General features: G+C 68.5%; 28 protein-coding genes. 12 read left to right on the top strand and 16 right to left on the bottom strand.

The genetic code is table 11. The features are described from left to right. Positions 1-82: 82 nt before the first annotated feature. From BFF94_RS11375 to BFF94_RS11335, 9 genes are all read right to left on the bottom strand, one after another. Positions 83-226 carry a hypothetical protein gene (locus BFF94_RS11375; RefSeq protein WP_164497737.1) on the bottom strand — a complete coding sequence of 48 codons (144 nt, stop codon included), beginning with the start codon at positions 224-226 and terminating at the stop codon, positions 83-85. A 201-nt stretch (positions 227-427) separates the two neighbouring features. Next, a complete protein-coding gene (locus BFF94_RS11370; protein ID WP_128843419.1) occupies positions 428-1,012 on the bottom strand; it encodes a nucleotidyltransferase family protein in 585 nt (194 codons plus the stop codon). Between the two features lie 102 nt (positions 1,013-1,114). After that, positions 1,115-1,300 carry a M15 family metallopeptidase gene (locus BFF94_RS11365; protein WP_128843420.1) on the bottom strand — a complete coding sequence of 62 codons (186 nt, stop codon included), beginning with the start codon at positions 1,298-1,300 and terminating at the stop codon, positions 1,115-1,117. A gap of 82 nt (positions 1,301-1,382) precedes the next feature. Then, positions 1,383-1,778 (bottom strand): type II toxin-antitoxin system VapC family toxin, encoded by a 396-nt coding sequence (locus BFF94_RS11360; RefSeq protein ID WP_128843421.1) that lies wholly within the window; start codon positions 1,776-1,778, stop codon positions 1,383-1,385. Next, on the bottom strand, positions 1,775-2,014 hold the full coding sequence (locus BFF94_RS11355; protein WP_128843422.1) for a type II toxin-antitoxin system Phd/YefM family antitoxin: 240 nt from the start codon (positions 2,012-2,014) through the stop codon (positions 1,775-1,777). Before BFF94_RS11355 ends, BFF94_RS11360 begins: the two co-directional genes overlap by 4 nt. Before the next feature lie 119 nt (positions 2,015-2,133). Beyond that, positions 2,134-2,817 carry a Fe2+-dependent dioxygenase gene (locus BFF94_RS11350; RefSeq protein ID WP_128843423.1) on the bottom strand — a complete coding sequence of 228 codons (684 nt, stop codon included), beginning with the start codon at positions 2,815-2,817 and terminating at the stop codon, positions 2,134-2,136. A gap of 29 nt (positions 2,818-2,846) precedes the next feature. Continuing rightward, positions 2,847-3,569 carry a tetratricopeptide repeat protein gene (locus tag BFF94_RS11345; RefSeq protein ID WP_219139337.1) on the bottom strand — a complete coding sequence of 241 codons (723 nt, stop codon included), beginning with the start codon at positions 3,567-3,569 and terminating at the stop codon, positions 2,847-2,849. Between the two features lie 3 nt (positions 3,570-3,572). Then, on the bottom strand, positions 3,573-5,816 hold the full coding sequence (locus BFF94_RS11340) for a TonB-dependent receptor (protein ID WP_128843424.1): 2,244 nt from the start codon (positions 5,814-5,816) through the stop codon (positions 3,573-3,575). Positions 5,817-6,167: 351 nt separating this feature from the next. Next, positions 6,168-7,463 (bottom strand): aspartate carbamoyltransferase, encoded by a 1,296-nt coding sequence (locus BFF94_RS11335; RefSeq protein ID WP_128843425.1) that lies wholly within the window; start codon positions 7,461-7,463, stop codon positions 6,168-6,170. 233 nt (positions 7,464-7,696) lie between these two features. Here BFF94_RS11335 and BFF94_RS11330 point away from each other — a divergent pair, with 233 nt between their 5' ends. Then, a complete protein-coding gene (locus BFF94_RS11330; RefSeq protein WP_021158165.1) occupies positions 7,697-7,831 on the top strand; it encodes an entericidin A/B family lipoprotein in 135 nt (44 codons plus the stop codon). 94 nt (positions 7,832-7,925) lie between these two features. Here the strand turns inward: BFF94_RS11330 and BFF94_RS11325 are convergent, their stop codons facing one another. The 3 genes from BFF94_RS11325 to BFF94_RS11315 all read right to left on the bottom strand — a co-directional run bounded on the left by BFF94_RS11325 (position 7,926) and on the right by BFF94_RS11315 (position 10,614). After that, the gene (locus BFF94_RS11325) at positions 7,926-8,474 is read right to left on the bottom strand and encodes a permease (RefSeq protein WP_128843426.1); all 549 of its coding nucleotides are present in this window, start codon (positions 8,472-8,474) and stop codon (positions 7,926-7,928) included. 197 nt (positions 8,475-8,671) lie between these two features. Further along, entirely contained in the window at positions 8,672-9,640 is a 969-nt protein-coding gene (locus BFF94_RS11320) for a DMT family transporter (protein ID WP_219139336.1), read from the bottom strand. Positions 9,641-9,819: 179 nt separating this feature from the next. Then, positions 9,820-10,614, bottom strand: coding sequence for an AraC family transcriptional regulator (locus BFF94_RS11315; protein WP_219139335.1), 795 nt, complete (start codon positions 10,612-10,614; stop codon positions 9,820-9,822). Between the two features lie 170 nt (positions 10,615-10,784). Between BFF94_RS11315 and BFF94_RS11310 the strand changes: the two genes are divergently transcribed. Both BFF94_RS11310 and BFF94_RS11305 read left to right on the top strand, forming a co-directional pair. Then, positions 10,785-11,618, top strand: a complete 834-nt coding sequence (locus BFF94_RS11310) for a MoaF C-terminal domain-containing protein (RefSeq protein WP_128849385.1) — start codon at positions 10,785-10,787, stop codon at positions 11,616-11,618. Beyond that, positions 11,615-12,424, top strand: coding sequence for an SDR family oxidoreductase (locus BFF94_RS11305; protein WP_219139334.1), 810 nt, complete (start codon positions 11,615-11,617; stop codon positions 12,422-12,424). Before BFF94_RS11310 ends, BFF94_RS11305 begins: the two co-directional genes overlap by 4 nt. A 102-nt stretch (positions 12,425-12,526) precedes the next feature. Here BFF94_RS11305 and BFF94_RS11300 read toward each other — a convergent pair whose 3' ends face one another. Then, positions 12,527-13,234 (bottom strand): dihydrodipicolinate reductase C-terminal domain-containing protein, encoded by a 708-nt coding sequence (locus tag BFF94_RS11300; RefSeq protein WP_128849131.1) that lies wholly within the window; start codon positions 13,232-13,234, stop codon positions 12,527-12,529. A 114-nt stretch (positions 13,235-13,348) separates the two neighbouring features. On the opposite strand from BFF94_RS11300, the gene BFF94_RS11295 reads away from it, so the two are divergent. The 5 genes from BFF94_RS11295 to creD all read left to right on the top strand — a co-directional run bounded on the left by BFF94_RS11295 (position 13,349) and on the right by creD (position 18,135). Next, on the top strand, positions 13,349-13,528 hold the full coding sequence (locus BFF94_RS11295) for a hypothetical protein (RefSeq protein ID WP_246637276.1): 180 nt from the start codon (positions 13,349-13,351) through the stop codon (positions 13,526-13,528). 106 nt (positions 13,529-13,634) lie between these two features. Beyond that, complete coding sequence (locus BFF94_RS11290; protein ID WP_219139333.1) at positions 13,635-14,348, top strand: SDR family NAD(P)-dependent oxidoreductase; 714 nt, start codon at positions 13,635-13,637, stop codon at positions 14,346-14,348. A 93-nt stretch (positions 14,349-14,441) separates the two neighbouring features. Then, positions 14,442-15,152 carry a two-component system response regulator CreB gene (gene creB / locus BFF94_RS11285; RefSeq protein WP_128843859.1) on the top strand — a complete coding sequence of 237 codons (711 nt, stop codon included), beginning with the start codon at positions 14,442-14,444 and terminating at the stop codon, positions 15,150-15,152. Positions 15,153-15,167: 15 nt separating this feature from the next. Beyond that, entirely contained in the window at positions 15,168-16,628 is a 1,461-nt protein-coding gene (creC, locus tag BFF94_RS11280) for a two-component system sensor histidine kinase CreC (protein ID WP_128843860.1), read from the top strand. A 115-nt stretch (positions 16,629-16,743) separates the two neighbouring features. Continuing rightward, positions 16,744-18,135, top strand: coding sequence for a cell envelope integrity protein CreD (gene creD / locus BFF94_RS11275; protein WP_128843861.1), 1,392 nt, complete (start codon positions 16,744-16,746; stop codon positions 18,133-18,135). Positions 18,136-18,211: 76 nt separating this feature from the next. Here creD and BFF94_RS11270 read toward each other — a convergent pair whose 3' ends face one another. Then, the gene (locus BFF94_RS11270; protein ID WP_128843862.1) at positions 18,212-18,634 is read right to left on the bottom strand and encodes a RidA family protein; all 423 of its coding nucleotides are present in this window, start codon (positions 18,632-18,634) and stop codon (positions 18,212-18,214) included. A 222-nt stretch (positions 18,635-18,856) separates the two neighbouring features. Between BFF94_RS11270 and BFF94_RS11265 the strand changes: the two genes are divergently transcribed. Next, a complete protein-coding gene (locus tag BFF94_RS11265; protein WP_128843863.1) occupies positions 18,857-19,060 on the top strand; it encodes an oxidoreductase-like domain-containing protein in 204 nt (67 codons plus the stop codon). A gap of 61 nt (positions 19,061-19,121) precedes the next feature. Here BFF94_RS11265 and BFF94_RS11260 read toward each other — a convergent pair whose 3' ends face one another. Continuing rightward, positions 19,122-20,582: an MFS transporter gene (locus tag BFF94_RS11260; RefSeq protein ID WP_219139332.1), complete on the bottom strand. Its 1,461-nt coding sequence runs from the start codon at positions 20,580-20,582 to the stop codon at positions 19,122-19,124. Between the two features lie 144 nt (positions 20,583-20,726). Between BFF94_RS11260 and BFF94_RS11255 the strand changes: the two genes are divergently transcribed. Continuing rightward, positions 20,727-21,599 (top strand): LysR family transcriptional regulator, encoded by an 873-nt coding sequence (locus BFF94_RS11255; protein ID WP_219139331.1) that lies wholly within the window; start codon positions 20,727-20,729, stop codon positions 21,597-21,599. Between the two features lie 60 nt (positions 21,600-21,659). Beyond that, positions 21,660-21,980 carry a DUF7660 family protein gene (locus BFF94_RS11250; protein WP_128843866.1) on the top strand — a complete coding sequence of 107 codons (321 nt, stop codon included), beginning with the start codon at positions 21,660-21,662 and terminating at the stop codon, positions 21,978-21,980. Between the two features lie 42 nt (positions 21,981-22,022). On the opposite strand, the gene BFF94_RS11245 is transcribed toward BFF94_RS11250, so the two are convergent. Beyond that, the gene (locus BFF94_RS11245) at positions 22,023-22,925 is read right to left on the bottom strand and encodes a LysR family transcriptional regulator (protein ID WP_219139330.1); all 903 of its coding nucleotides are present in this window, start codon (positions 22,923-22,925) and stop codon (positions 22,023-22,025) included. 98 nt (positions 22,926-23,023) lie between these two features. Here BFF94_RS11245 and BFF94_RS11240 point away from each other — a divergent pair, with 98 nt between their 5' ends. Beyond that, on the top strand, positions 23,024-24,007 hold the full coding sequence (locus tag BFF94_RS11240; RefSeq protein ID WP_219139329.1) for an NAD-dependent epimerase/dehydratase family protein: 984 nt from the start codon (positions 23,024-23,026) through the stop codon (positions 24,005-24,007). Positions 24,008-24,037: the final 30 nt, after the last annotated feature.

Here is a 24,037-nt window from a genome sequence, read left to right as displayed (position 1 = left end):
TGCCGTTCGTCGTCGCACGTCGTCGCGCGTGCCGGCGCAGGCCGGATGATGCGGCCGGATGCGCTGCCTGGGTCGATGCCGGTTAAACGGGATCCTTGCTTGGCGGTCCGTCGGGCTGCTGCGGGTTGTCGTGCGGATGTCCCGGCGGAGGTGGCGACAGCGGATCGTCTTCCGGATCGCGGTTCGGGTCGGCCGGGGACTCGGGCATCGGGGTCGTGTGGTCCATGGAGCGCTCGCGCAATGCGTGACGACGGTGGCGCGGCGGGCGCGCCTCGTCTCCGTTATAGGCAATCGGGCGAGCGTTTGCAGCGGGATTTCTCGCGGCTGCATCTGGATTGCCGGCGATATTCGGGTGTCTGCAGGTATCGCGCCGGATTTCGCGGCGACAGGTAGGTGCAATGCGCTGCGCGGCCGGCGCGAGCCGGTATCAGCGCAAATCCGCCGGCGTATCGACATCGCGCAGGATGCCGGGATCGTCGACGTCGATCAGCTTGACCGGCGCGCTGGCGAACAGCGCGCGGGCGCCGGTGTCGCCGTCGAGGGCGGCGAGCGCATCGAAGTGGTGCGCGGCAAAACCGACCGGATGGCCGCGTTTGCCTCGATGCACGGGAGCGATGATCGACGCGTCGTCGGCGTCGAGCGCGCGCGTGACGGCTTCGTAGGTGGAAGGTGCGATCCACGGCATGTCGCCGAGTGCGACGAGCCAGCCGTTCGCTTCGGGAGACGTGCGCACGCCGACCGCTAGGCTCGCGCCCATGCCGCGCAACGCGTCGGGCGCGTAGACGACCTGGCAGCCGGCTTCGTTCAGCAGAATCGCGAGTTTTTCGGCGCCGGGACGCACGACGGCGATCACGTCGGCCGTGGCCGCCGCGAGGTGGCGGGCGGCCGCGACCGCCACCGGTGTGCCGTCGGGAAGCAGCGCGAGCAGCTTGCTGTGCAGGCCGCTCGGGTCGAAGCGTTGGCCAAGGCCGCCTGCGAGCAGGACGCCGGTGGCAAGTGACGCATAGGACATCGGCGCGGGGGGTGTGAGGCAGGTGCTGCGATTGTGCGGGAGCGAGCGGGGATCGGCAAGTGAGGATGTTACCGAGGCGCGCCGTTTCCGCCGGAAAGAATGTCAGCGCGCGGCTTCGTCGAGCATGCTTTCCTCGACAGGGCCGTAAATTGCGTGCGATTCCCTCCGCATGACGGCCCAATAGCGTTCGCCGAACGACCAGTGCCACCATTCCGACGGGTAATTCGTGAAGCCGGCGCCGGTCAGCGCTTCGATCAGCGTCTGGCGGTTTTGTGCGGCCGCGGCCATCGATCTGGTCAGACGAATCGCCGATGGAGCGGAATCCGGGAACGGGGCTGTGTTGCGGCTCGGTTCAAGGGTTATGTGCGGGTTACCAGAGCGTCTTGACGTGCGCGTAAGCGCGGATTTTTTCGTCTCGGGTGACGAGCGGCGCGCCGAGCCGCCGCGCGGTCGCGACGATCATGCGGTCGGCCGGATCCTTGTGGAATGTGCCGGGCAGGGCGGTGGATTTCGCGGCGATATCGGCATCGACGGGCACGAAGCGCATGCCGTCGATCTGCGCGACGGTGGCGAGCCACGCGTCGACATCCATAGTCAGTGCGAGGCGGTCGTTGCGCACCAGCATCGCGATCTCCCATGCGGAGATTGCGGATGCGGCGAGCGCACCTTCGCCCAGCGCGCGGTCGATCGCGCTTCTCGCTTTCTTGCTGAGCGAAGGGTCGCCCGCCACCCACCACACCAATGCATGCGTATCCAGCACGATCACCGCGACGCCTCCCAATCATCTTCCGCAATCGGATCGAGAGGATTGTCGTAGCGCATGACCGAGCCGCGCAATATGTCCAACGGCTGGGCTTCGCGTGCGTGATACGGCCGGATCTCGAGCGTCGGCCTGCCGTGATCGGTGACGATCAGGCTTTCGCCCGATGCCTCGACGAGCCGGAAATATTCGAGTGCGCGAGCCTTGAATTCGGATTTCGAAACGGGAGCGTGCGGCATCATGATATGAGCATGGTCACTTGACGATGGTCATTTTAGACCCGCATTCCGACACGGCGCAAGCATCGGGAGGCGCGCGTCGGCGGCGCGTCTGCCGGAGCGGGCAGCGTTACCGGTCCGCGCTACACATCCGCCCACTTCCTCAACAGGTTGTGATAAATCCCAGTCAACGCAATGACCGTCGGATCCTTCGCCCCTTTCTCCGCGGAAAGCGCCTGAATCTGCGTATCGAGCTGGAACAGCAGCGTGCGGTCGCCGTCGTCGCGCACCATGCTCTGGATCCAGAAGAACGATGCGACGCGCTCGCCACGTGTCACGGGCGTCACGTGATGCAGGCTCGATGCCGGATACAGCACGAGATCGCCCGCCGGCAGCTTCGCACGATGCACGCCGTAGGTATCCTCGACACACAGCTCGCCGCCGTCGTATTCATCGGGTTCCTCGAGAAACAGCGTCGCCGACAGATCGCTGCGCACGCGGAAATCCGTGCCGCGCAGCAGCCGGATCGCGTTGTCGACGTGCGTGCCGAACGTCTCGCCGCCTTCATAGCGATTGAACAGCGGCGGAAACACCTTCAGCGGCAGCGCCGCCGAAAAGAACAGCGGATGCCGCGCGAGCGCATCCTGGATCGCGTCGCCCACCGCGCGCGCGGCCGGCGAGCCTTCCGGCAATTGCCGGTTGCGTTTCGCGAGCGCCGACTGCGCGCCGGACGTCGCATTGCCGTCGACCCATTCGGCCGCATCGAGCAGGTCGCGGCATTGCGCGACTTGCGCCTTGGTCAATACGCCGGGGATGTGAAGCATCATGATTCGGATTCCATGGCGAGCGGCGCCAGTTACATCGCCGCCGAGCGAAAAGCGTCGACCGGCGACGACGCGAGATACGCGCGCATCTTCGCGATGAACGCGGGTGTCGCGGTGGCCGGCACGCGCGCGAGCCAGGCGAGCGCTTCGTCGATGCGTCCGCGCTCGGCGAGCAACCGCGCAAAATTGAACTGCCCGCGGAAGTCGCCGGCAACGGCTGCGCGGCGATAGTGGTCGAACGCGGCGTCGGTGTCGACCGACACGACCCAGCCGTCCTCGTAGAAGCCGCCGATCAGGTTGATCGATTTCGCATGGCCGAGCGCGGCCGCGCGGCGGAACCAGTCGAGCGCGTCGGTGCGGTTCTCGTCGACGCCGTTGCCGAGCGCGAGCGCGGTCGCATAGTTGTACATGCCCCAGTCGAACCCCGCCTGCGCGGCGAGCCGGTACCAGTACACGGCGACCGGCGCGCACGCGGCGGTGCCCCAGCCGAACTCGTAGCAGCGGCCGAGCATGTTCATCGCCATCGGGTGGCCGGCGCGCGCAGCGTGCCGGAACCAGTTGAGCGCGGCAGCCGGATCGCGCGCGACGCCGTGCCCGTCGAGCAGGTACTGCCCGTAGACGGCTTGCGCATCGACGATGCCGTTGCCGGCCGCCGCCGCGACCCACGCGGCGGCGCGCTCGGGCGGCCCGGCCAGGATGTCGGCGAACTCGCGCGGCGATACCGACGCGAGCGCCTTCAGTGACACGGCCTCCATCGATCAGTAGCGCGCGTTCAGCGTGACGAACGCCGAGCGGCCCGGCGCGATCGACGCATAGTGCGCCGGATACGCCTGATCGAAGTACGTGCGGTTGAACAGGTTGTTCACGTTCAGTTGCAGGTCGAGCTTCTTGTTGATCCGGTACTGCGCCATCGCGTCGAAGCGCCAGTACGACGGCACGGCGCGCAGGTTCGCGGGATCGCCGAAGACTTCCGACATGTAGAACGCGCCGCCACCGACCGTGAACTTCGGCGTCACGTCGTAGTTCGACCACATCGTGAGGCTGTGCTTCGGCGTGTTCGGGAAGCGGTTGCCGTTGTTCGCGGCATCCTTGCCGTTGTCGCGCAGCTCGCTCTTCATGTACGTGTAGCCGCCGAACACTTGCCACTGCTTCGTGATCTGGCCAGCGACGCCGAGTTCGAGCCCTTGCACGCGCTTGTTGCCGACCATCGCGTACTGGTTGTTCGGCAGCGTCACGCGCGCGTTCGTCGTGTCGATCTGGAACAGCGCGGCGGTGAGCGCGAGCTTGTCGTTCAGCACGTTCCACTTCGTACCGAGCTCGATGCTGCGGTTCTTTTCCGGCGCCATCTGGTCGGCGTTCGAGCCGACGCCGCCACGGCCCGGCGTGAGCGACTGGGTTTCGCTGCCTTCGCCGAGCAGCATGCCGGCCGGCGTCGACGACGTCGCATACGACGCGTAGATGCTGCCGTTCTGCGCTGGCTTGAACACGAGGCCGGCCTGCCAGTTCACGAGCGTGTCGTCGCGCGTGGTGGTCTTGCCGCCGTTGGCCTTGGTGTCGGTGAACCGGGTCGAGTAGTCGTCAACACGCACGCCGGCGTTGACCTGCCAGCGCGGCGCGATCTCGATCGTGTCGAAGCCGTAGATCGACTTCGTCGTGGTGCGCGCATGCGCGTAGTCGTTGTTGCGCGTGATCGAGCCGGCCCACGGATCGTTCGGGTTCGGCGACCACAGGCTCGTGCAGTTGTAGCCCGATGCCGCGCCGATGCCTTTCTGGCAGATCTTGCCGGTATCCGTTGCGACGGTGTACGAGTCGCGCTTGCCCCATTCGCGCGTCAGCTCGATGCCGGTCGTGAAGCTGTGCTTGAACGGGCCCGTGCGGAATTCGCCGAACAGCTCGGTCAGGTTCGCGAGGCTGTTGATCGAGCTGTCGCGGTTGTTGTTGCGGCGCCAGACCTTGCCGTTGACCACGTTGCCCTGGCTGTCGTCCGGCTGCGTCCAGATGTAGTCCTGCGTCGATTCCGTGTAGCGCGTGGTGTTGCGGATCGTCAGCGACGACGTGATGTCGTGCTCGATCCTGATCGTGCTGATGTCCGACGTGGTCTTGCGGAAGTCGCGGTCGATCAGGCCGTAGAAGTTGTGGCGATCGACGGGTGCCGGATAGATCGTGCCGACGTTCGCGGGCTTGTTCGACGTCGTGTAGAAGTACGGGATGCCGCCGTCCGGCATGTCGTCCGTCGACAGGTGGTAATAGCTCGCGGTCACGCGCGTCGGCGTGCCGAGGCCGAACGCGATCGATGGCGCGACGCCCCAGCGCTCGTTGTTGACGGCGTCGCGGCCGGCGACGTCGTTGTTGTGGCTCATCAGGTTCAGGCGGAACGCGGCGTGATCGGCGAACTGCCAGTTGCCGTCGGCCGTGAAGCGGCGATAGCGGTCCGTGCCGAAGCCAGCGCTTGCGGCGGCCGTCGTGCCGAGGTGCGGGGCCTTCGTGATCAGGTTGATGCTGCCGCCCGCGCCGCCGCGGCCGCCAAACGCACCGTCGGAACCCTTGGTGATCTCGATGCGTTCGGTGTTGAAGATCTCGCGCGTGGTGGCGCCCGTGTCGCGCATGCCGTCGACGAACATGCTGCCCTGCGTGTCGTAGCCGCGGATGAACGGACGGTCGCCGAGCGGGTTGCCGCCTTCGCCGGCGCCGAACGTGATGCCGGGCGTGGTGCGCAGCGCTTCGGTCAGCGTCGATGCGCCGCTGTTCCGGATCAGTTCTTGCGGGATCACGGTGACGGATTTCGGCGTGTCGACGAGCGGCGCGGTGAATTTCGCGGAAGCGGAAAAGTCGGCCTTGTAGCTGTGCTCGGTCTTGCCCTGGATCTCGATCGGCGCGAGATGGCCTTCGGTGCCGGCCGGGGTGGGCGGCGGCGTGCCGTCCGCGAACGCAGGGCTCGCGGCGAGCACGCTGCACAGGGTGGTGAATTTGCCGAGCTTCAACTCGTCGGGACGGGATTTCATGGTGCGCTTCGACCTCGCGATGTGGCCCCGGGGGCGGTGCGCTACGGAAATGTGCATGCCGCCGGGAATTATTACGATTTGTTTTCAGCCGGCATTCTATGTAATTTTCTATTAAATGAGAAGCATTCTTGTTCTCGTTTGCGAGGAAATGTTGACGAATGTGACGGGGTGGTTGTGGGGTGGTCCGGGCGGGGGTACCGGCCGAAGGGCCAGGTGTGACGGGCTTGTCAGGCGAGTTAGAGTGGCTGTGTTGCGGGTCACCCGCCATGAAAAAATAAAGCGCGCCGGGCTGCCCGGCGCGCTTTTCGCTGAACGTGGGGCGCCGACTTTCGCGCCCTCGGCCGTTCCGCCTCAATCGACCCCGTGAAACACCGCGTCCTCCGGCCCGAGATACGCCGGCGGGCGCCACGTTGCGTCACGCATCGAATGCTGCACGAGGTTCTCGACGCCGAGCAGTACCGCGAAGATCGCCATCCGCACCGGAATGCCGTTGTCGGTCTGCCGGAAGATCGCGAGGCGCGGGTCGCGGTTCAGGTCGACCGACAGGTCGTTCGCGCCGGGCCGGCTGTCGCGCGGCAGCGGGTGCATGATCAGCGTGTCGGGCTTGCAGACCGAGTCGACGAGCGCCTGGTTGATCTGGAAATCCGGCGTGTAGCCTTCGAACGACTCGTCGGTGAAGCGCTCCTTCTGGATCCGCGTCGCGTAGACGACGTCCGCGCCGCGCAGCCCGGCCGCGAGATCGGTCGTCTGCTCGATCACATGGCCGTTCGTCGTGATCTGGTCGATGATGTAGGCCGGCATCTCGAGCATCGGCGGCGACACGAGCGTGAACTTGAGCCCGCGGTACAGCGCGAGCAGCTTGACGAGCGAGTGCACGGTGCGGCCGTACTTGAGATCGCCGACCAGCGCGATGTGCGCGCCGTCGACGATCTTGCCGAGCCGCGAGAACTCGCGCTGGATCGTATAGAGATCGAGCAGCGCCTGGCTCGGGTGCTCGCCGGGGCCGTCGCCGCCGTTGATCACGGGCAGGTTGGTCGCGCGCGCGAACTCGGCCACCGAGCCTTTCTCCGGGTGGCGGATCACGAGCGCGTCGACGTAGCCGGCCATCACGCGGCTCGTGTCGTAGATCGATTCGCCCTTGGCCATCGACGAGAACGTGAAGCCCGTCGTGTCGCACACCGAGCCGCCGAGCCGGCAGAAGGCCGCGCCGAACGACACGCGCGTGCGCGTGCTGGCCTCGAAGAACAGGTTGCCGAGCACGGCGCCTTCCAGCACCCGCGAAATCTTGTGGCGCCGCGCGATCGGCTGCATCACGTCGGCCACGCGGAACAGCGCCTCGACCGATTCCCGCGAGAACTGGTCGACCGACAGCAACTGCGGCTTGCCTTCGAACAGGAATTGCTTCGCGAGCCCTTGATTGTCTACGCTTTGCGTATAGCCGCCGCCTTCCGGTGTCGAACGCTCGACGATTTCCGATACGAAGCGCTCGACGATCTCGGGCATCCCGCGCGATTCCTGCGAATCGTCGGGCAGTAGCCACGTGTCCAGCGCGCGCCGGCTGACGCCGATACGATTGGCGAACGCTTCGCGGGTCATGTTGAGGCGGCGCATCGCGTCGCGGAGGAAGGCTTGCTGGGGAACGGTCATCGGCGGCTCCTGACAAAAATATACGCGATGCGTATATTAGTTCGTGGCGCAATGAAGTCAAGGAAAATCTGCACGGCCGGGCTGTGTGGCTCGCGTAACACTCGACGGGTTCATGCTGGCGCGCGGTATCCGTCTCCGTATAATCAGGTCAGGCCCCGTGCCCGGCATCTTGCCGGGCGCCATGCCGCAAATGATTCGCCCGATCGGGCTTGTTGATCTGAAGGAGAATGAGAATGACGCGTACGATTGCTGCAATGCTGCTGGTGGTGACCGCCGCGCTCGCCGGTTGCAATACGGTTGCCGGCGTGGGCCAGGACATTTCGAAGGGCGGCCAGGCGATCAGCGACACGGCTGAAAAGGCCAAGTAAGCCGCCGGTTCCGGAATGCAGAAGGCGCCGGGCCGTCCCGCGATTGCGGGGCGGCCCGGCGCCTTTTTTTCGGCCCGCGTCGACGCAGGCGGCGTCAGGCGTGTTCCACGAACGCGTAGCGGCCTTCGACCTTGCGCGGCGTGAACCAGCCGTAGTCGGGGAACAGCCGGTTGCGGACGAACCAGACATAGCCCACCAGAAGGACCGTGATCGCGAGGCTCGGCAGCGCGGTCGACGGATCGCGCCCGAGCTCGGCGATGGTCTTCGGCAACTGCAGCAGCGACAGCAGGATGAACGCGTGATACGCGCCGACACGATGGGTCGCGAAGCCCCAGATGAACAGCAGCGACAGCGGCACGGTCAGCGCGAGGAACACCACGACGAGGCCATTGCCGGCAGCGGTTGCGAAGAAGTAATACCCGAGCATCAGGCTGATCGCCAACTGGGCGATGCCGAGCGCGACCAGGATCCAGACGTGTACCTTGTTCTTGCGGCAGCGTTCGGGGTCGGGGCGCGACGCGATCAGGTGCGCGAGCACGCGATCCTTGAGCCCCTGTCCGGACAGTTCGGCCAGCACGTCGGCCTTCCTCGTTCCCGCGGACAGCAGCACCGCGATTCTTGTTTTGGCTTCCTTCCTGTTCATTGCGTGGCGGATTGTTGTTCGATGGTTGTCAAAGGGTCCGGCCACGCGAATATTGCATCTTGCGGGGTGGCGTGCAACGGTTTTGCGGCGCACGGACACATTCCTACAGTCGCCGGCGGCGCGGGAGCGTGGGGATCGACGGGCCATGCGACGGGACGGAGCGGCCGTCGTTGCCGCCATGACGCGATGAACGCGGGTCAGTCGGCGGCGGCCTGCACGGCGGGCGCGGGGCTCGCCGGCTGACCCGGCTTCGCCGGGTGCGTATCGCTTGTTGCGGCGGGCGGTTCGCGCCGCCGCGTCGCGCCGACGAGCATGCCGGCGACGACGAGCGCGATGCCGGCGACACGCGTGCCGTTCAGCGTTTCGCCGAACAGCGCGACCGCGAACAGCACGGCCGAGACCGGCGCGACCGCCGTGAACAGCGCGGCCTCGGTGCCGCTCGTACGCGCCGAACCCGCATACCAGCACAGGTAGCCGAGCACGGTCGGCACCAGCGCGTAATAGGCGATCGCCGACACGGCGCCGACGGTCCAGCCGCTTGCCGCCGCGCGCCATTCGAACGCGGCCGGCACGAGGGCGAGCACGAAGCCGAGGCCCGACATCGCGGTGGACAGCGCGAGCGGCGGCAGCGGTGCGGCAAGCCGCCGGTTGAGCAGGATGAATACGGCTTCGCATGCGACGGCGGCCAGCACCAGCGCATCGCCGGCAAGCGTCTGGGGCGACGGCATCGCCTGGCCGGGCGCGAACGTGACGAACAGCACGCCGGCCGTCGCGAGCGCGGCGGCCAGCCAGTCGCGCGGCGTCTGCCGCTCGCGCAGCACGACGGCCGCGATCAGCGTCGACATCGCCGGCAGCGTGCCGAGCATCACGCCCGCATCGAGCGGCGACGACAGCTTCGTGCCGCTGATCAGCAGCACCGTATAGCCGACGCCGCCTGCCGCGGCCTGGATGACGAGCAGCACGGCATCGCGCGTCGAAATGCGCGGCCAGCGCATGCGCTGCGCGCGCATCAGTGCGAACAGCAGCGGTGTCGCGATCAGGAAGCGCAACGCGGTGGCCGCGAACGGCGGCAGGCCGCCGGCCGCGAGACGGCTCGCGATGACGGTGCTGCCGACGCCCGCCATCGCGGCGGCGAGATAGAGATAGCCAATCAGTCGTGTCTTCATGCGCCGCATCGTCGCGTACCGCGGCAGTGCGCGTCTTGAACGAAATTGCAGCGAGGACGGAGGCACGTTGACTGCGCTGCGTGCCTGCACCGGCGATACGGGAAACTGCTGCCGTCGATGTGGCGACGGCCGGTGAAGGCGCGATTGCCCGGCGGCTTCGCACCGGGATGACGGCGGCGTCAAACGGCCTGAGTGAACCGCCCCGGCGTGATCCCGAACTGGCGCGCGAATGCGCGTGTCAGATGGCTCTGATCGGCAAAGCCGGCTTCGGCCGCGGCATCGGCGATCGGCAGGCCGCTGGCGAGCAGCGCGCGCGCTAGCCGCGCGCGTGACTGGATCAGGTACGCGTGCGGCGTGATGCCGAGCTCGCGTGCAAACCCGCGCAGCAACTGGAAGCGGCTCACGCCGCTCAGGTCGGCCAGCTCGGCGAGCGAAACGGGAGCGGCCGGTGCCGCGTCGAGCCGCTCCCGGGCGGCTCGGATCGCCGGCGCGACGCCGGCCGCCGGCAGCGTGCGGTTCGCGTGCCGGGCGAGCAGCCCGGCGACGAGCATCACGAGCGCCTCGTCGCGGGCGAGCGGCTGGGTTTCCCCCGCGACGATGCGCGCATGCAGCCGGCCGACCGCGGCCGTGAGCCGCGTGTCGCGCACCGCGGGATGGGCTAGCTCGACGCCGCCGAGGCCTTCTTCAGCCGCGACGCCCGCGACCAGTGCGGGCGCGAGGTACAGCATCCGCCAGCGCCGGCCCGTGCCGGCATCGATCGGCGAGCCGTCGTGCATCTCGCCCGGGTTGACCATGATCGCGTCGCCGGCCAGCGCGTCGACCTGCCCGCGGCCGCTCCACGACCGGTGCGCACCGCTGACGATCACGCCGACCCCGAATTCGTCGTGCGCATGACGCGGAAACGTACGATCGGATTCGAGGCTGATCGCCTCGATGCCTTCGCCGGTCCGTCGGTAGTGGGTGACACGGTGCATGTGCGCTCCTCGCGCCGGTTGCGGCGCGGATCACGTGCACTTTAGCGCGTTCCGGCGCCGCGCGCCCTTCATCCTTTTGGCCGATACCGCGCGGCGCGCGCAGCCCGCACCATGTGCACATGAGCAGCGTACACGGCCCGCCGGGCCTGAAGCTGCGCGGGAGACGGCAAGTGGAACGACAGGATCCGGTATTCATTCAGGTTGGCGCGCTCGCGGACGGCTTCGCGCCCGAAGCGAACATCCTCGCATCCGTCGACGTGCTCGCCGGGCATACGCTGTCGCTTGGCGACGCAGCGGGTACGTGGCGCGTCTATACGTTCGAGCCGGGCGCACTGCAGTGGCGCGATGCGGCGACCGGCACGGGCGGCCGCGAGCCGTGCCGCGTGACGCGGCTGCGCAACGGGCTGTACTTCGTCGACCATATCGATTCGGCTGCGCGTGCGACGTCGGTCAGTCTCGTGATCGATCTCGACCACGGCGTATGGACGTCGGTCGTCGGCACGCTGCCGACCGAAGCCGACACGCGCATCGACGCGTTCACGCGGGTAGCGCGCGGGCTGCCGCTGACGGGTGTCGATGCCGCGTTCCGGCACGGCACGCTCGGCGGCCACATGCAGCCGGGGGCGCTGCACGGGCCCACGCGCGAGCTGATAGGCAAGCGGACGATGTACCGCTACAGCCCGACCGAATGCTACGAGCACATCTACCTGAACGAGAACTTCTACGCGTGGCAGTGCCTGCAGGGCGTCGAAGGCGGGCTGGCCGATGTCGACCGCTGCCATTACTTCCGGATCGCCGACGAGCTGTACCTGTTCGTGTGGCGCGAAAAGGTGGTGCCGACGCTCGGCGTCGTGCTGATCGACCTCGCGCAGCGCAAGACCGACGGCAAGATTTTCGGCTACCAGGGCGGCGATTTCGGCACGCTGTCGAACTTCCAGATCGGCGCCCATGCGCAGGTGCTGAACGAAACCGTGCATTCGCTCGGCGACGAGGCGCGGCGATGAACGCCGTGCCGGGCAGCGGCCGCCTGCGTGCGGATTTCAGCGGGCGCGTCGTGCTCGTCACGGGCGCCGCGCAGGGGATCGGCGCGGCGATCGCACGCCGTTTCGCGGAATCCGACGCGTTCGTCGCGCTTGCCGACCTGAACGGCGAGGCCGCCGCCGCGCAGGCCGATGCGCTGGCCGGCGCGGGCGGCGACGCGCGCGCGTATCGGGTGGACGCCGCCAGTCGCGACGAACTCGGCGCGCTGGTCGCGGCGGTCGAGCGCGACGGTGGCCGGCTCGATGTCGTCGTCCACAACGCCGCGTATTTTCCGCTGACGCCGTTCGCGCAGATCGACGAGCCGACGCTCGAACGGACGCTGTCGGTCAACCTGTCGGCGCTGTTCTGGCTCGCGCAGGCCGCATTGCCGGCATTCGAGCGCGCGGGGGCCGGGCGGCTGCTCGTCACGTCGTCGGTGACGGGGCCGCGCGTCGTCTATCCGGGGCTCGCGCATTACGCGGCGTCGAAGGCCGGCGTGAACGGCTTCATTCGCGCGGCGGCGCTGGAGCTCGCGCGCCGCAACGTGACGGTCAACGGCGTCGAGCCGGGAATGATCCGCACGCCGGCGGCCGGCAATCTCGGCGACGCGTCGGTCGCCGCACAGATCGCGCGCGACATTCCGCTCGCGCGGATGGGCGAGCCGGAGGACATCGCGAACGCGATGCTGTTTCTCGCGTCGGCCGACGCGGCTTACATCACGGGGCAGACGATCGTGGTCGACGGCGGTGCGACCTTGCCGGAGAGCGGGGCGGTGCTTGGTGGCGAGTAATGGCGGGGGAGCGAACCGGCGCAAGCGGTGGCCACGGCAAGATCGCGGCCGGCATGTGCTTGCGTGCCGCGCCGTCCTCGGCCTCGCGGCACGCCGCCGCGACTACAGCCAGCCGTTGCTGATGAACTCGACGATCGAATAGCGGCGGTGCTCGAGATCGTGCTGCCGTACGGCCTCGACGATGCGCGACACGCCATCCGCGTAGGGCGTCGCGCCATACACGCGCGATTCGAACTGCAGGCTGCACGCGCCGTCGTCGATGCGTATGCGGTGAACCGCATGGCGGCCGAGCTGATCGTCGGGGATCGCAAACTCGCGGCGCTGCACATCCGGGTCGCGCACGGAGCGGATGTCTTCCGGCCGCATGCCGAGCGACTCGCCGATGCCGACGGCCGTGCCGGGGACGGACGTCTTGCCTGCCTGATGCGACTCCGTCAGGCTGATCTCGCAGTCGCGAAACAGGTGGCCGCTGGTTTCCAGCATGCTCATGAACTTGAGCATCAGGATGTTCGTGTTCGGACAGAGCACGACCGGGAAATCGTGTGCTCCGGTTTCGAGGTCGGAGCCGGTAGACAGCTCGACGAGCGGTGACGCGGTGGCCTTGCAGAACGCGATCGCGGCGGGGAGTTCGCGGCCGGAACCGGCATGCACGACGATCGATCGGGCGTCGCTACGTCGGGCGTCGCCACGCCGCGCGTCGGTTCGCGCGCTGTCCGACCATGGCATCACGCGACAGGTTGCCGGGTCGAGCCGGTGCGAGCCGAGCAGTTCGCTGGCCAGCTTGCCGGTTCCTACGACGAGTACTTGCATGGGATTGACGGGTTGAAGTTCGGGATTCGGGGCGGCGGCGCGGGCCGTCGGGTAGCACGGCACCGTGGTCGCGGCGGCCCGCGCCGCGCGCCGCGCCTGACGGCCTCGCGCATTATGCCCGGCCGTCCGCATGCGCGCCTGCCGGGCCGCGCCCGCGACGTCACGACGGCCCGCGACGTGCGGACCGCGATCCGTTTCGTGATGCCGCCGCCGGGCTGGCGTCCGGGCAACCGGGGCGAAACGACGGAGGAACTGCGCCGCCGCAGCCTCGTCGCCGCGCGCACGGATGCGTGAACGGCGCTACGCTCTCGAAACGCCGGCCGCGCACGCCCGTGCAGCGGCCGGCACGACCGATGCATCACACATCATCAAGCAACCCTCGATCCAGGAGAACACATCGATGGAACACGACCTGAAAGGCAAGGCAGTCGCGATCACCGGCGGATTCGGCCATTTGGGCGTCGCGACGGCCGCGTGGCTGGGCGAGCGCGGCGCACGCGTCGCGCTGATCGGCCGCGGCGCGGCGCCGGCCGCGCAGGCGCTGCCCGGCGTGCCGGCCGACGCGCTGCGCATCGGCGGCATCGATCTCGTCGATCCGCAGGCCGCCGCGCGGGCGTTCGACACCATGCAGCGCGAATTCGGCCGGGTCGATGCGCTGCTGAACATCGCAGGCGCATTCGTGTGGCAGACGATCGCCGACGGCGATGCCGCGACGTGGGACCGCATGTACGAACTGAACGTGAAGACCGCGCTGAATGCGTCGAAGGCCGCGCTGCCGTACCTGCTGGCGAGCCCGGCCGGCCGCGTCGTCAACATCGGCGCGGGCGCGGCGTTCAAGGCCGGTGCGGGCATGGGCGCATACGCGGCTGCGAAGGCCGGCGTCGCGCGGCTCACCGAGGCGCTGGCGGCCGAGCTGCTCGAGCGCGGCGTGACGGTGAACGCGATCCTGCCCAGCATCATCGATACGCCGCCGAACCGCGCGGACATGCCCGACGCGGATTTCACGCGCTGGGTGCGGCCGGAGCAGATCGCGGCGACGATCGGGTTCCTGCTGTCGGCCGACGCGCAGGCGATCACCGGCGCGTCGATTCCGGTGAACGGCCGCGTGGCGTAGCGCGTCCGGACGGGGCTCGCCGCGTCACGGCTCGAACCGGGCGCGGCCGTGCGTACAATGTCGCACCGGATTGCGCGAGCCCAGCCTGAGACCATGAATCAGCCCAATATCCTGATCGTCGAAGATGAAATGGCGATCGCGGACACGATCGTCTACGCCCTCGGCACCGACGGCATGCAGACCGTCCACTGCACGCTCGGCCAGGAGGCGCTCGACCGCCTGCGCGACACGCGCTTCGATCTCGTCGTGCTCGACGTCGGCCTGCCGGATCTCGGCGGCTTCGAAGTGTGCCGGCGGCTGCGCACGTTCACCGACGTGCCGGTGATTTTTCTCACCGCGCGTCACGACGAGATCGACCGGATCGTCGGGCTCGAAATCGGCGCCGACGATTACGTGGTCAAGCCGTTTTCGCCGCGCGAGCTGGCTGCGCGGGTGCGCGTGATCCTACGGCGCTTCCACCGGACGGCCGCGCCTGAATCGACGCCCGCACCGGTTGCGGCGCACGCCGCGACAACCGCACTGGGTTTCACGCTCGACACCGACGGCGCGCGCGTGTCGTGGCTCGGCCACGCACTGGATCTCACGCGCTACGAATTCGGCCTGCTGGCGCTGCTCGTCCGGCATCCGGGGCGCATCTATTCGCGCGAGCAGTTGATGGATCTCGTGTGGCACGAGGCATTCGATTCGGCCGACCGCACGGTCGACACGCACATCAAGACGCTGCGCGCAAAGCTGCGCGCGATCGATCCCGAGCGCGACCCGATCCGCACGCACCGCGGGATGGGTTATTCGCTGCAACCGTAACGACCGGCACCGCCCATGCATATCGGCCTGCGCATCTTCTTCGGCTTTTTCCTGATCGTCGGCCTCGCCGCGCTGATCACGCTGCGTGTGTTCGTGCAGGAGGTGAAGCCCGGCGTGCGCGAGGCGATGGAGGACACGCTCGTCGATACCGCGCAGGTATTGGCGACGCTGGCCGCCGACGACATGGCGAACGGGCATATCGCCGACGGCGCATTCGCGCGGCAGCTCGAGAAACTGCACGAGAGCCCGGTCAGCGCGAACGTGTGGGGCATGCACAAGAACACGATCAGCTACCGCATCTACATCACCGATGCGCACGGCATCGTGCGCTACGACTCGACCGGCGGCGCGGTCGGGCAGGACTATTCGCGCTGGAACGACGTGTACCGGACGCTGCGCGGCGAATACGGCGCGCGCAGCACGCGCGCCGACCCGAACGATAAGAGCAGCACCGTGATGCACGTCGCGGCGCCGATCCGGCGCGGGAGCGAGATCATCGGCGTGCTGACGATCGCGAAGCCGAACCAGACGGTTGCGCCGTTCATCGCGCGCAGCCAGCGCAAGATCATGCTGTACGGTGCGGTGCTGATGGGCGGCGCGATCCTGATCGGCGCGGCCTGCACCTGGTGGCTGGTGCTCGGGCTGCGGCGCCTGCAGCGCTATGCGCGCGCAATCGCGGCGGGCGAGCGGGCCGACATGCCGCTGCAGGGTGCGAGCGAACTGGCCGAGCTCGGGCGCGCGGTGGAGAGCATGCATCAGCGGCTGGAGGACCGGCAGTACGTCGAGACCTACATCCACACGCTCACGCACGAAATGAAGAGCCCGCTGGCGGCGATCAGCGGCGCGGCCGAACTGCTGCAGGAAGACATGCCGGTCGCGAACCGGCGGCGCTTCACCGAGAACATCCGCCGCCAGGCCGGCCGCCTCGAACAGATGATCCGCAAGCTGCTCGCGCTCGCCGAAGTCGAGCAGAAGCAGCGCCTGTCGGTGCGCGAACCGGTCGCGTTGCGGCCGGTGCTCGAACAGCTCGTCGACGATATCGAGCCGCGCGCGCGGCAGCGCGGCGTGAACCTGCGGATCGACGCGAACGACGCGAGCGATACGGCCGGTCCGGCGGTCGTCGAAGGCGATCCGTTCCTGCTGCGCCAGGCGCTCGGCAACCTGCTCGACAACGCGCTGGATTTCGCGCCGCGGGGCAGCACGATCCGCATCGCGCTCGAACGGCAGCCGGCGGGCAGGGCGCACGTCGCGGTCGTGCGCGTCGTCGACGACGGCCCCGGCGTGCCCGACTACGCACTGTCGCGCGTGTTCGAACGCTTCTATTCGCTGCCGCGCCCAGACGGGCAGGATCGCAGCACGGGCCTCGGGCTGTGTTTCGTCCGCGAAGTCGCGATGCTGCACCGCGGCCAGGTCGCGCTTGCGAATCGCGACGAAGGCGGCGCGTGCGCGACGCTCACGCTGCCGTCGGCGGGCTGACCGCGCTTCACGCTCGCCACACATTCGCTTCACACCGGCCTCACACCGGCTTCAATCGCCCTTCACCGGGGCTGCTCATGCTGACCATACCCTTTTACTCCGGTACTTGTCGGCCATGAATCGAGTCCTGTTGTTCAAATTCGCGATCACCGCGTTTCTCGCGCTGCTGATCCTGATCCCGCTGCAGATGGTGCAAAGCATCGTGCAGGAACGCTCCGCGTATCGCAGGGATGCGCTGCAGAGCATCTGGTCGAGCTATGCGGGGCCGCAGACGGTGGCGGGCCCCGTGCTCGTCGTGCATTACACGGAAGTCGCGCGCGTGCGCGACGACACGCCGGCCGGCGGCGCGACGAAGACGAGCCTGCGAAGCGAGACGAAGCGCTTGCTCGTGTTTCCGAAGACGCTGAACGTCGACGGCACGCTGACGACCAGCGTCCGCTATCGCGGCATCCACAAGGCGCTGGTGTACGAGCTGGCGAGCCGGATGACCGGCACGCTGCCGTTGCCGGATCTGAAGAAGCTGCCGCAAGCCGACGGCCACGTGAGCTTCAAGGTCGACGACGCCTATGTGGCGATCGGTATCGGCGACATCCGCGGGCTGACCGCGCAGCCGGACCTGCGCATCGGCGGCGCGCGCTTCGACGTCGAGCAGGGCACGCGGCTGGACAGCCTGCGCCAGGGCGTGCACGCGAACGTCGATCTCGCGGCGCTGACGGAGGCAAGCGCGGGGGCGGCCGTGCCGTTCAGCATCGACCTGCCGCTGCGCGGCGCGGATTCCGTCGCGTTCGCGCCGGTGGGCGACCAGAACGATTTCTCGCTGAAATCGACGTGGCCGCATCCGAGTTTCGACGGCGCGTTCCTGCCGAACAACCGCACGGTCGATGCGCGCGGCTTCACCGGCAACTGGCGCGTGACGTCGTTCAACACGAAGGCGCGCGAGCAGATCGCGACCGGCAACGGGGAAGGTGCGATCGAAATGGCGTCGGTGTCGGTGATCGAACCCGTGAACGTCTATCTGCAGGCCGAACGCGCGACGAAGTACGGCGCGCTGTTCGTGATGCTCACGTTCGCGAGCTTCTTCATGTACGAGCTCGTGAAGCGGCTGCGCATTCACCCGATCCAGTACGCGCTGGTCGGCCTGTCGCTCGCGCTGTTCTTCCTGTTGCTGCTGAGCCTGTCCGAACACATCAAGTTCGCGTATGCCTATCTCGCGGCGAGCGGCGCATGCATCGGGTTGCTCGCCTTCTACCTGTCGTTCGTGCTGCACAGCGTGAAGCGCGGCGCGACGTTCGCGGCGCTGCTCACGGTGCTGTATGCGGCGCTCTACGGGCTGCTGCTGTCGGAAGACAACGCGTTGATGCTCGGTTCGCTGCTGCTGTTCGCGATCCTCGCCGGCATCATGACGCTTACGCGCCGCGTCGACTGGTATTCGCTCGGCGCCGCGTGGCAGCCGCTTGCCGACAAGCCGGGCGCGGGGGCTGCGAAGCCGGGCGCGCCGGCGAAGTAAGCGCGCGGGTTGCGAGCAAGCGCGCCGGTCGGGAATGCTCCGGCCGGCGCGCGATTTCGCGCAGGCCTGACGCACTTTACGCGGGCGACAGGGGGCGACGAAACCGTGCCAGCGGAATCTCGGCGACGGCCGCGATCTCGATCAGCAGGTCGGGATGGTAAAGACGCGCGACCTGGACGGTCGTCGTCACGGGATAGGGCTCGGCGAAGACCGTCTTGCGGATGTCGCCGGCCTGCATGAATGCATCGATGTCGGTCGCGTAATGGACGAGCGAGATCACGTCGCGCATCTGCCCGCCCATCGCGGCCAGCACGTCGCGGATGTTGTCGAGCGTCTGGCGCACCTGAGCGCGCATGTCGCCGGCGCCGACCACCTGCCCGTCGCGGTCGAGCGCGACCTGCCCCTTCAGACGCACGATCCGGCCGTCACCCTGGATCACGGCCATCGAGAACGCGCCGAACGGCGCCCAGACTTCCGGCGGATTCACTGCTTCAGCCATGACGCAGCTCCTGTGGGTCGGGAACGGGCCGAGCGCAACGGATCGAAGCCGTCGGCCATCGCGCCATTATGGATGTGTTCGCCTTCGCTCGGCCCGGCCTGCGCGAACCGCATGAACCGTCGACGAAAATCGGACGAAAGACGGTATAGGCGTTCGGCCCGCTGGAAGCGGCGGCGGCCCGGATCGACCTATACTGACCGTTCCACCTCACCGGAACACGCCGTGCCGAACCAACCTTCCGGGGATCCGTCCGTCGACGATCCCTGTCCGACCCCGCCTGTACAACCCGAACTGGAAGACTGCTGCAACAGCGGCTGCTCGCCGTGCGTGTTCGACCTGTACGACGAAGCGCTCGCGCGCTACCGCGTCGAGCTGGCCGAATGGGAAGCGCGGCAAGCGCAACGCAAGCATCATCGATTAGCCTGATGCGGGTGGGCGGTTGCACACACCGTGTCTGCTGCGCCAACGATGCGATTTCCGTCCCGCGTCACACGGCTGCATGCCGCCGCCGATGCAGCGGCCCGAGCGTCGTCGACAGCGCGATGCACGCAAGCAATACCGCCGTCAGCGTGAACATCGACGTCCTGAACCCCTCGACGTAGTCGAGCGCGGCCGGATGCACGCCGAGCCGCGCGAAGAATACGCCGCCGATCGTCGCCGCGCCGACGGCCGCGCCGATCTGCAGCATCGCGCTGACCATTCCTGACGCGACGCCCGCGCGCGCCGCATCGACTTCCGCGAGCACGATCCGCACGACTGACGGCAGCACGAGCCCTTGCCCGATGCCGATCGCCGCGATGCCCGCGTAGAAGCCGGGCCCCGGCGCGCCTTCGCGGGCGAGTGCGGCGGCGGTCGCGACGCCGGCCGCGAGCATGACGAAGCCGAGCGTCAGTACGCGATAACCGCCGAACCGGCCGACGAGGCGCGGCATCAGCAGCGGGCTCGCGAGGAAACCGAGCCCGAGCGGCAGGATCGCGAAGCCGGATGCGAGCGGCGACCAGTTCAGGCAGCCCTGCAGATAGATCCCGTAGCTCAGGAAGAACGCGCTCAGCATGTAGAACAGGAACGCGAGCATGAGCCCGAGCGTGACGACCGGGTTGCGGAGCAGGCGCACGTCGAGCAGCGGGTCGCGGCCGCGGGCGAGCCTGCGCGTTTCGACCGCCAGCAGCGCGCCGAGCATCGGCAGCGCGCCGACGAGGCACGCGATCATCCACAGCGGCCAGCCGGCCTCGCGGCCGTGCGTGAGCGGGTACACGAGCATCAGCAGGAACAGCGACATCAGCACCGTGCCCGGCACGTCGATGCGCTGGCCGCGCGGCGGCCGGTTTTCGGGGATGAAGCGCCAGCTGCCGATCAGCGCAAGGATGCCGATCGGCAGATTGACGAGGAAGATCGCGCGCCAGCCGAGCCCGAACGGATGCAGGCTGATCAGCGCGCCGCCGCCGAGCTGGCCGATCACGGCCGCGAGGCCGAACGCGAAACCGTAGAAACCCATCACGCGCACCTGTTCCTGCGGACTGAATACGCTGCGGATCGTCGCGAGCACCTGCGGCGCGAGGATCGCCGCGAACAGGCCTTGCAGCACGCGGCCGCCGACGAGCACCGCGCCGCTGCCGGCGAGCCCGCACAGCGTCGACGCAACGACGAAGCCGGCCATCCCGATCATGAACATGCGCTTGCGGCCGTACAGGTCGCCGAGTCGGCCGCCCGTGATCTGCACGACCGCGCTCGCACACGCATAGGCCGACACGACGAGCTGCAGCTCGGCCGGGCGCGCGCCGATGCCGTCGCGGATGGCCGGCAGCGCGAGATTCACAATGAAGTAGTCGAGCGGCGGCAGAATCGCGCCAACCAGCAGGACCACCAGCGCCCAGCCGTGGTGGCTGCGCGGCGTCGCCGCGGAGGCCGCGCCGGCCGGCGCGCAGGGGGCGAGGGTGTGGTTCGTCATGAAAGCAGGATCCGAAAAATGAGGGCCGTATGCGCGAGCGCGGCAGGCAAGCCGTTGCCCCGTATTCTGGGCGGGGTCTATGATTCGGAAAAGCGGGAAAGAGTGGTAGCATCCATCGGGTTAATCGATGGATGGAGAACGGCGATGCGCGGTTTCGACCTGGATCAGTTGCGCACTTTCGCGGCGGTCGCGGACGCCGGCAGCCTGACGGCCGCCGCGCCGCGGCTGCACCTGTCGCAGTCGACGGTCAGCGAGCAGGTGCGCAAGCTCGAATCGCGCGCCGGCGTGCCGCTGTTCGTGCGCAGCAAGCGCGGCGTCGAGCCGACGCCGGCCGGTTCGCGGCTGCTGCAGCACGCACGGCGCATCGTCGCGCTGAACGAGGCCGCGTTCGACGAAGTGCGCGGGCAGGCGATCAAGGGCGAGCTGCGCGTCGCGATCACCGACTACTACCGGACCAACGAGGTCGCGGGCCTGCTCGCGCGGCTGCGGGAGTGCTACCCGCAACTGAGCCTGCACGTGAGCGCGATGAAGAGCGCGGATATCGAGGCGGCGCACGCGCGGGGGCAGGTCGATCTCGGCGTGGTGATGAACCTGTCGAGCGGGCCGTTCCGGCCGGCATCGGCCGATACGCGCTGGGTGCTGCGGCGCGAGCCGCTGTCGTGGGTCGCGTCGCCCGCGCTCGCCGAGCAGTTGCCCGAGCCGCTGCCGCTCGTGCTGCTGCCGGACGACTGCATGATGCATCAGGTCGCGGTGCGCTCGCTCGACGAGCAGCACCTGCCGTACCAACTGGTGCACAGCGCGTCGGGTGTCGCGGGGCTGCAGTCGATGCTTGCGGCGGGGCTCGGCGTCGGCTGCCTGTGCGCGTCGGCGATCGGCGAAGGCATGATGCGGCTCGGCGCGAAATACCGGCTGCCGCCGCTGCCCGACGCGGTGTTTTCGCTGACGCCGCCGATGCCGGGCGAACGCGAGTCGGTCACGCAGGCGCGCGAGGTGTTGTCGAGGCAATTGCTGATGTAAAACCGGGCCGCGCGACACGCGGCGGTGCGTACCTGAGAGGCGCGCCAAGGGACGACAAGCATGAACGACGAACTGCAACGCCAGATGGCCGCGAAGCTGCAGGACGCGCTGGAGCGCGTGGTCGACGAGCGCTCGCTGATCCACTTCCTGCGCGTGCTCGGCCATGACTGGAATACGGAGCGGCAGCTCGAGGCCGACGTGCCGCCGTCGCCGTACGCCCGCGCCGCGCTCGGCTGGGAAAACCGCTCGATCGGCGAGTACCTGGAAGCGATGGTCGACTGGGCCGAGGCGTCGGAGGAAGGGCTGCGCTTCTACGACGTGCCCGACAATCCGTGGCGGCGCATCGCGGACATCCTGTTCGCCGGGAAAATCTACGAGTAGCGCGGTCCGCGCGATGCATTCGCGCCCGTCGCCGGGATCCGTCTACTCGGCGGCTTCTCCGTCGACATACGCACGCAGCCCGTCGGCCAGCGCGTCGAACACGGCTCGGCAGCGCGGGCTCGTCCGCAGGTCCTCGTGCATCACGACCCAGGTTTCCAGCCGCATCACGGGCCCGTCCGGCAGGATGGGCATGAGCCGCGTGTCGCGTTTCGCGAGCCTCGTCTGGCAGAAGCCGATCCCGTAGCCGGCGCGGATCATCGCGAGCTGCGCAAGGTTGCTGTCGGTGCGCAGCGCGAACGCGTCGCGTTTCCACAGCGGCATTCCGCGCCCCGCCGAGCGGATGAACGGCGTGACCGTATCGAAGCCGATCAGCGCGTGATGCGCGAGTTCGTCGATCGTCGCGGGCGCGCCGTTGCGCGCCACGTAGTCGTCGCGCGCATACAGCCCGACTTCGATTTCGCCGATGCGCCGCGCGACGAGCGCGTCCTGCGCGGGCGGCGCCATCCGGACCGCGATGTCGGCCTCGCGCTTCAGCACGTCCTGGATGCGGTCGGTCGGCACCAGTTCGATGACGAGCCCCGGATGGTCGCGCCGCAATTGCGCGAGCACGGGCGGCAGCACCTCGACGGCGATCACGTCACTGGCCGAGATCCGCACGATGCCGCGCACGCCGGCGCCGTGGCTCGCGGCCGCGCGCTCGAACGCGGCCGCCGCGCTGCGCAGTGCCTCCGCATGGCCGCGCAGCGCGAGCGCCGCCTCGGTCGGCAGCAGCCCCGACGGCGAGCGCGTGAACAGCGTCTGGCCGAACGCGGCCTCGAGCGCCGCGACGTGGCGGCCGGCCGTCGGCTGTGTAATGCCGAGCGCGCGCGCCGCGCCGGACAGCGAGCCTTCCGTCAGCACGGCGAGGAAGGTGCGGTAGCGTTCCCAGTTCAGGTCGGTGGTCATGCATAAATGTATAGCTGATCAAGCAGGTTCGGCAATTCCTTTGTAGTCGCCGGCGCGCCAGAATGCGTCTCACGATGGATCATTCAAGGAGCGCGGCAATGACGACGAACGCAGGCGGGACGCAACGACAGGCACTCGTGCTCGGCGCGAGCGGCGGGATTGGCGGGGAAGTCGCGCGGCAGTTGCGCGACGCGGGCTGGCAGGTGCGCGCGCTCAAGCGCGGGCTCGACGCCGAGGTCGTGGAGCGTGACGGCATTGCATGGATGCGCGGCGACGCGATGGACCGCGATGCCGTCGTCCGGGCCGCGCGCGGCTGCAGCGTGATCGTGCACGCGGTCAATCCGCCCGGCTACCGGAACTGGTCCGCGCTGGTGCTGCCGATGATCGACAACACGATCGCGGCGGCGATGGCGGAGCAGGCAACCGTCGTGCTGCCGGGGACGGTCTACAACTACGGCGCCGACGCGTTTCCGGTGCTGCATGAAGACGCGCCGCAGCACCCGTCGACGCGCAAGGGTGCGATCCGCGTCGCGCTGGAGCGACGCCTGCAGGACGCGGTCGGGTACGGTGTGCGCACGATCATCGTGCGCGCCGGCGATTTCTTCGGGCCGAAGCTCACCGGCAACAGCTGGTTTGCGCAAGGGTTCGTCAAGGCGGGGCAGCCGGTGGCGACCGTCAGCGTGCCGGGGCGGCGCGGCATCGGGCATCAATGGTCGTATGTGCCGGACGCCGCCCGCACGATGGTCGAGCTGATCGAGCGCCGCGACACGCTGGAGCCGTTCGCGCGTTTTCATCTCGGCGGGCACTGGGACGCCGACGGCACGCAAATGGCGCAGGCCGTGTGTCGCGTCGCGCAGCGGCACGGGATGCAGCCGGTGGTGCGGAATTTCCCGTGGTGGCTCGTGTGGGTGGCGGCGCCGTTCATGACGACGCTGCGCGAATTGCTCGAGATGCGCTACCTGTGGCGCGAGCCGATTCGCCTGGATAACGCGCGGGTGACTGCCGTGCTCGGCCGCGAGCCGGTGACGCCGCTCGATACGGCGGTGGAGGCGACGCTGGCCGGGCTCGGGTGTCTGAAGTAAGCAACGGCGGAGCGCGAGGCGGCCGCGGGC

The organism is Burkholderia catarinensis (assembly GCF_001883705.2).
Taxonomy (GTDB): domain Bacteria; phylum Pseudomonadota; class Gammaproteobacteria; order Burkholderiales; family Burkholderiaceae; genus Burkholderia; species Burkholderia catarinensis.
This window is presented reverse-complemented; position numbering and strand designations above follow the sequence as displayed.

Bases quoted from the DNA above. Each gene is read 5' to 3' on its own strand.
- BFF94_RS11305 (WP_219139334.1), top strand. From the start codon at position 11,615: ATGAACGCCGTGCCGGGCAGCGGCCGCCTGCGTGCGGATTTCAGCGGG.
- BFF94_RS11320 (WP_219139336.1), bottom strand. From the start codon at position 9,640: ATGAAGACACGACTGATTGGCTATCTCTATCTCGCCGCCGCGATGGCG.
- BFF94_RS11370 (WP_128843419.1), bottom strand. From the start codon at position 1,012: ATGTCCTATGCGTCACTTGCCACCGGCGTCCTGCTCGCAGGCGGCCTT.
- BFF94_RS11245 (WP_219139330.1), bottom strand. From the start codon at position 22,925: ATGACCACCGACCTGAACTGGGAACGCTACCGCACCTTCCTCGCCGTG.
- BFF94_RS11240 (WP_219139329.1), top strand. From the start codon at position 23,024: ATGACGACGAACGCAGGCGGGACGCAACGACAGGCACTCGTGCTCGGC.
- BFF94_RS11260 (WP_219139332.1), bottom strand. From the start codon at position 20,582: ATGACGAACCACACCCTCGCCCCCTGCGCGCCGGCCGGCGCGGCCTCC.
- BFF94_RS11315 (WP_219139335.1), bottom strand. From the start codon at position 10,614: ATGCACCGTGTCACCCACTACCGACGGACCGGCGAAGGCATCGAGGCG.
- BFF94_RS11295 (WP_246637276.1), top strand. From the start codon at position 13,349: ATGCCCGGCCGTCCGCATGCGCGCCTGCCGGGCCGCGCCCGCGACGTC.
- BFF94_RS11335 (WP_128843425.1), bottom strand. From the start codon at position 7,463: ATGACCGTTCCCCAGCAAGCCTTCCTCCGCGACGCGATGCGCCGCCTC.
- BFF94_RS11255 (WP_219139331.1), top strand. From the start codon at position 20,727: ATGCGCGGTTTCGACCTGGATCAGTTGCGCACTTTCGCGGCGGTCGCG.
- BFF94_RS11270 (WP_128843862.1), bottom strand. From the start codon at position 18,634: ATGGCTGAAGCAGTGAATCCGCCGGAAGTCTGGGCGCCGTTCGGCGCG.
- creD (WP_128843861.1), top strand. From the start codon at position 16,744: ATGAATCGAGTCCTGTTGTTCAAATTCGCGATCACCGCGTTTCTCGCG.
- BFF94_RS11345 (WP_219139337.1), bottom strand. From the start codon at position 3,569: ATGGAGGCCGTGTCACTGAAGGCGCTCGCGTCGGTATCGCCGCGCGAG.
- BFF94_RS11330 (WP_021158165.1), top strand. From the start codon at position 7,697: ATGACGCGTACGATTGCTGCAATGCTGCTGGTGGTGACCGCCGCGCTC.
- BFF94_RS11300 (WP_128849131.1), bottom strand. From the start codon at position 13,234: ATGCAAGTACTCGTCGTAGGAACCGGCAAGCTGGCCAGCGAACTGCTC.
- creC (WP_128843860.1), top strand. From the start codon at position 15,168: ATGCATATCGGCCTGCGCATCTTCTTCGGCTTTTTCCTGATCGTCGGC.
- BFF94_RS11290 (WP_219139333.1), top strand. From the start codon at position 13,635: ATGGAACACGACCTGAAAGGCAAGGCAGTCGCGATCACCGGCGGATTC.
- BFF94_RS11355 (WP_128843422.1), bottom strand. From the start codon at position 2,014: ATGATGCCGCACGCTCCCGTTTCGAAATCCGAATTCAAGGCTCGCGCA.
- BFF94_RS11250 (WP_128843866.1), top strand. From the start codon at position 21,660: ATGAACGACGAACTGCAACGCCAGATGGCCGCGAAGCTGCAGGACGCG.
- creB (WP_128843859.1), top strand. From the start codon at position 14,442: ATGAATCAGCCCAATATCCTGATCGTCGAAGATGAAATGGCGATCGCG.
- BFF94_RS11350 (WP_128843423.1), bottom strand. From the start codon at position 2,817: ATGATGCTTCACATCCCCGGCGTATTGACCAAGGCGCAAGTCGCGCAA.
- BFF94_RS11340 (WP_128843424.1), bottom strand. From the start codon at position 5,816: ATGAAATCCCGTCCCGACGAGTTGAAGCTCGGCAAATTCACCACCCTG.
- BFF94_RS11365 (WP_128843420.1), bottom strand. From the start codon at position 1,300: ATGGCCGCGGCCGCACAAAACCGCCAGACGCTGATCGAAGCGCTGACC.
- BFF94_RS11375 (WP_164497737.1), bottom strand. From the start codon at position 226: ATGGACCACACGACCCCGATGCCCGAGTCCCCGGCCGACCCGAACCGC.
- BFF94_RS11325 (WP_128843426.1), bottom strand. From the start codon at position 8,474: ATGAACAGGAAGGAAGCCAAAACAAGAATCGCGGTGCTGCTGTCCGCG.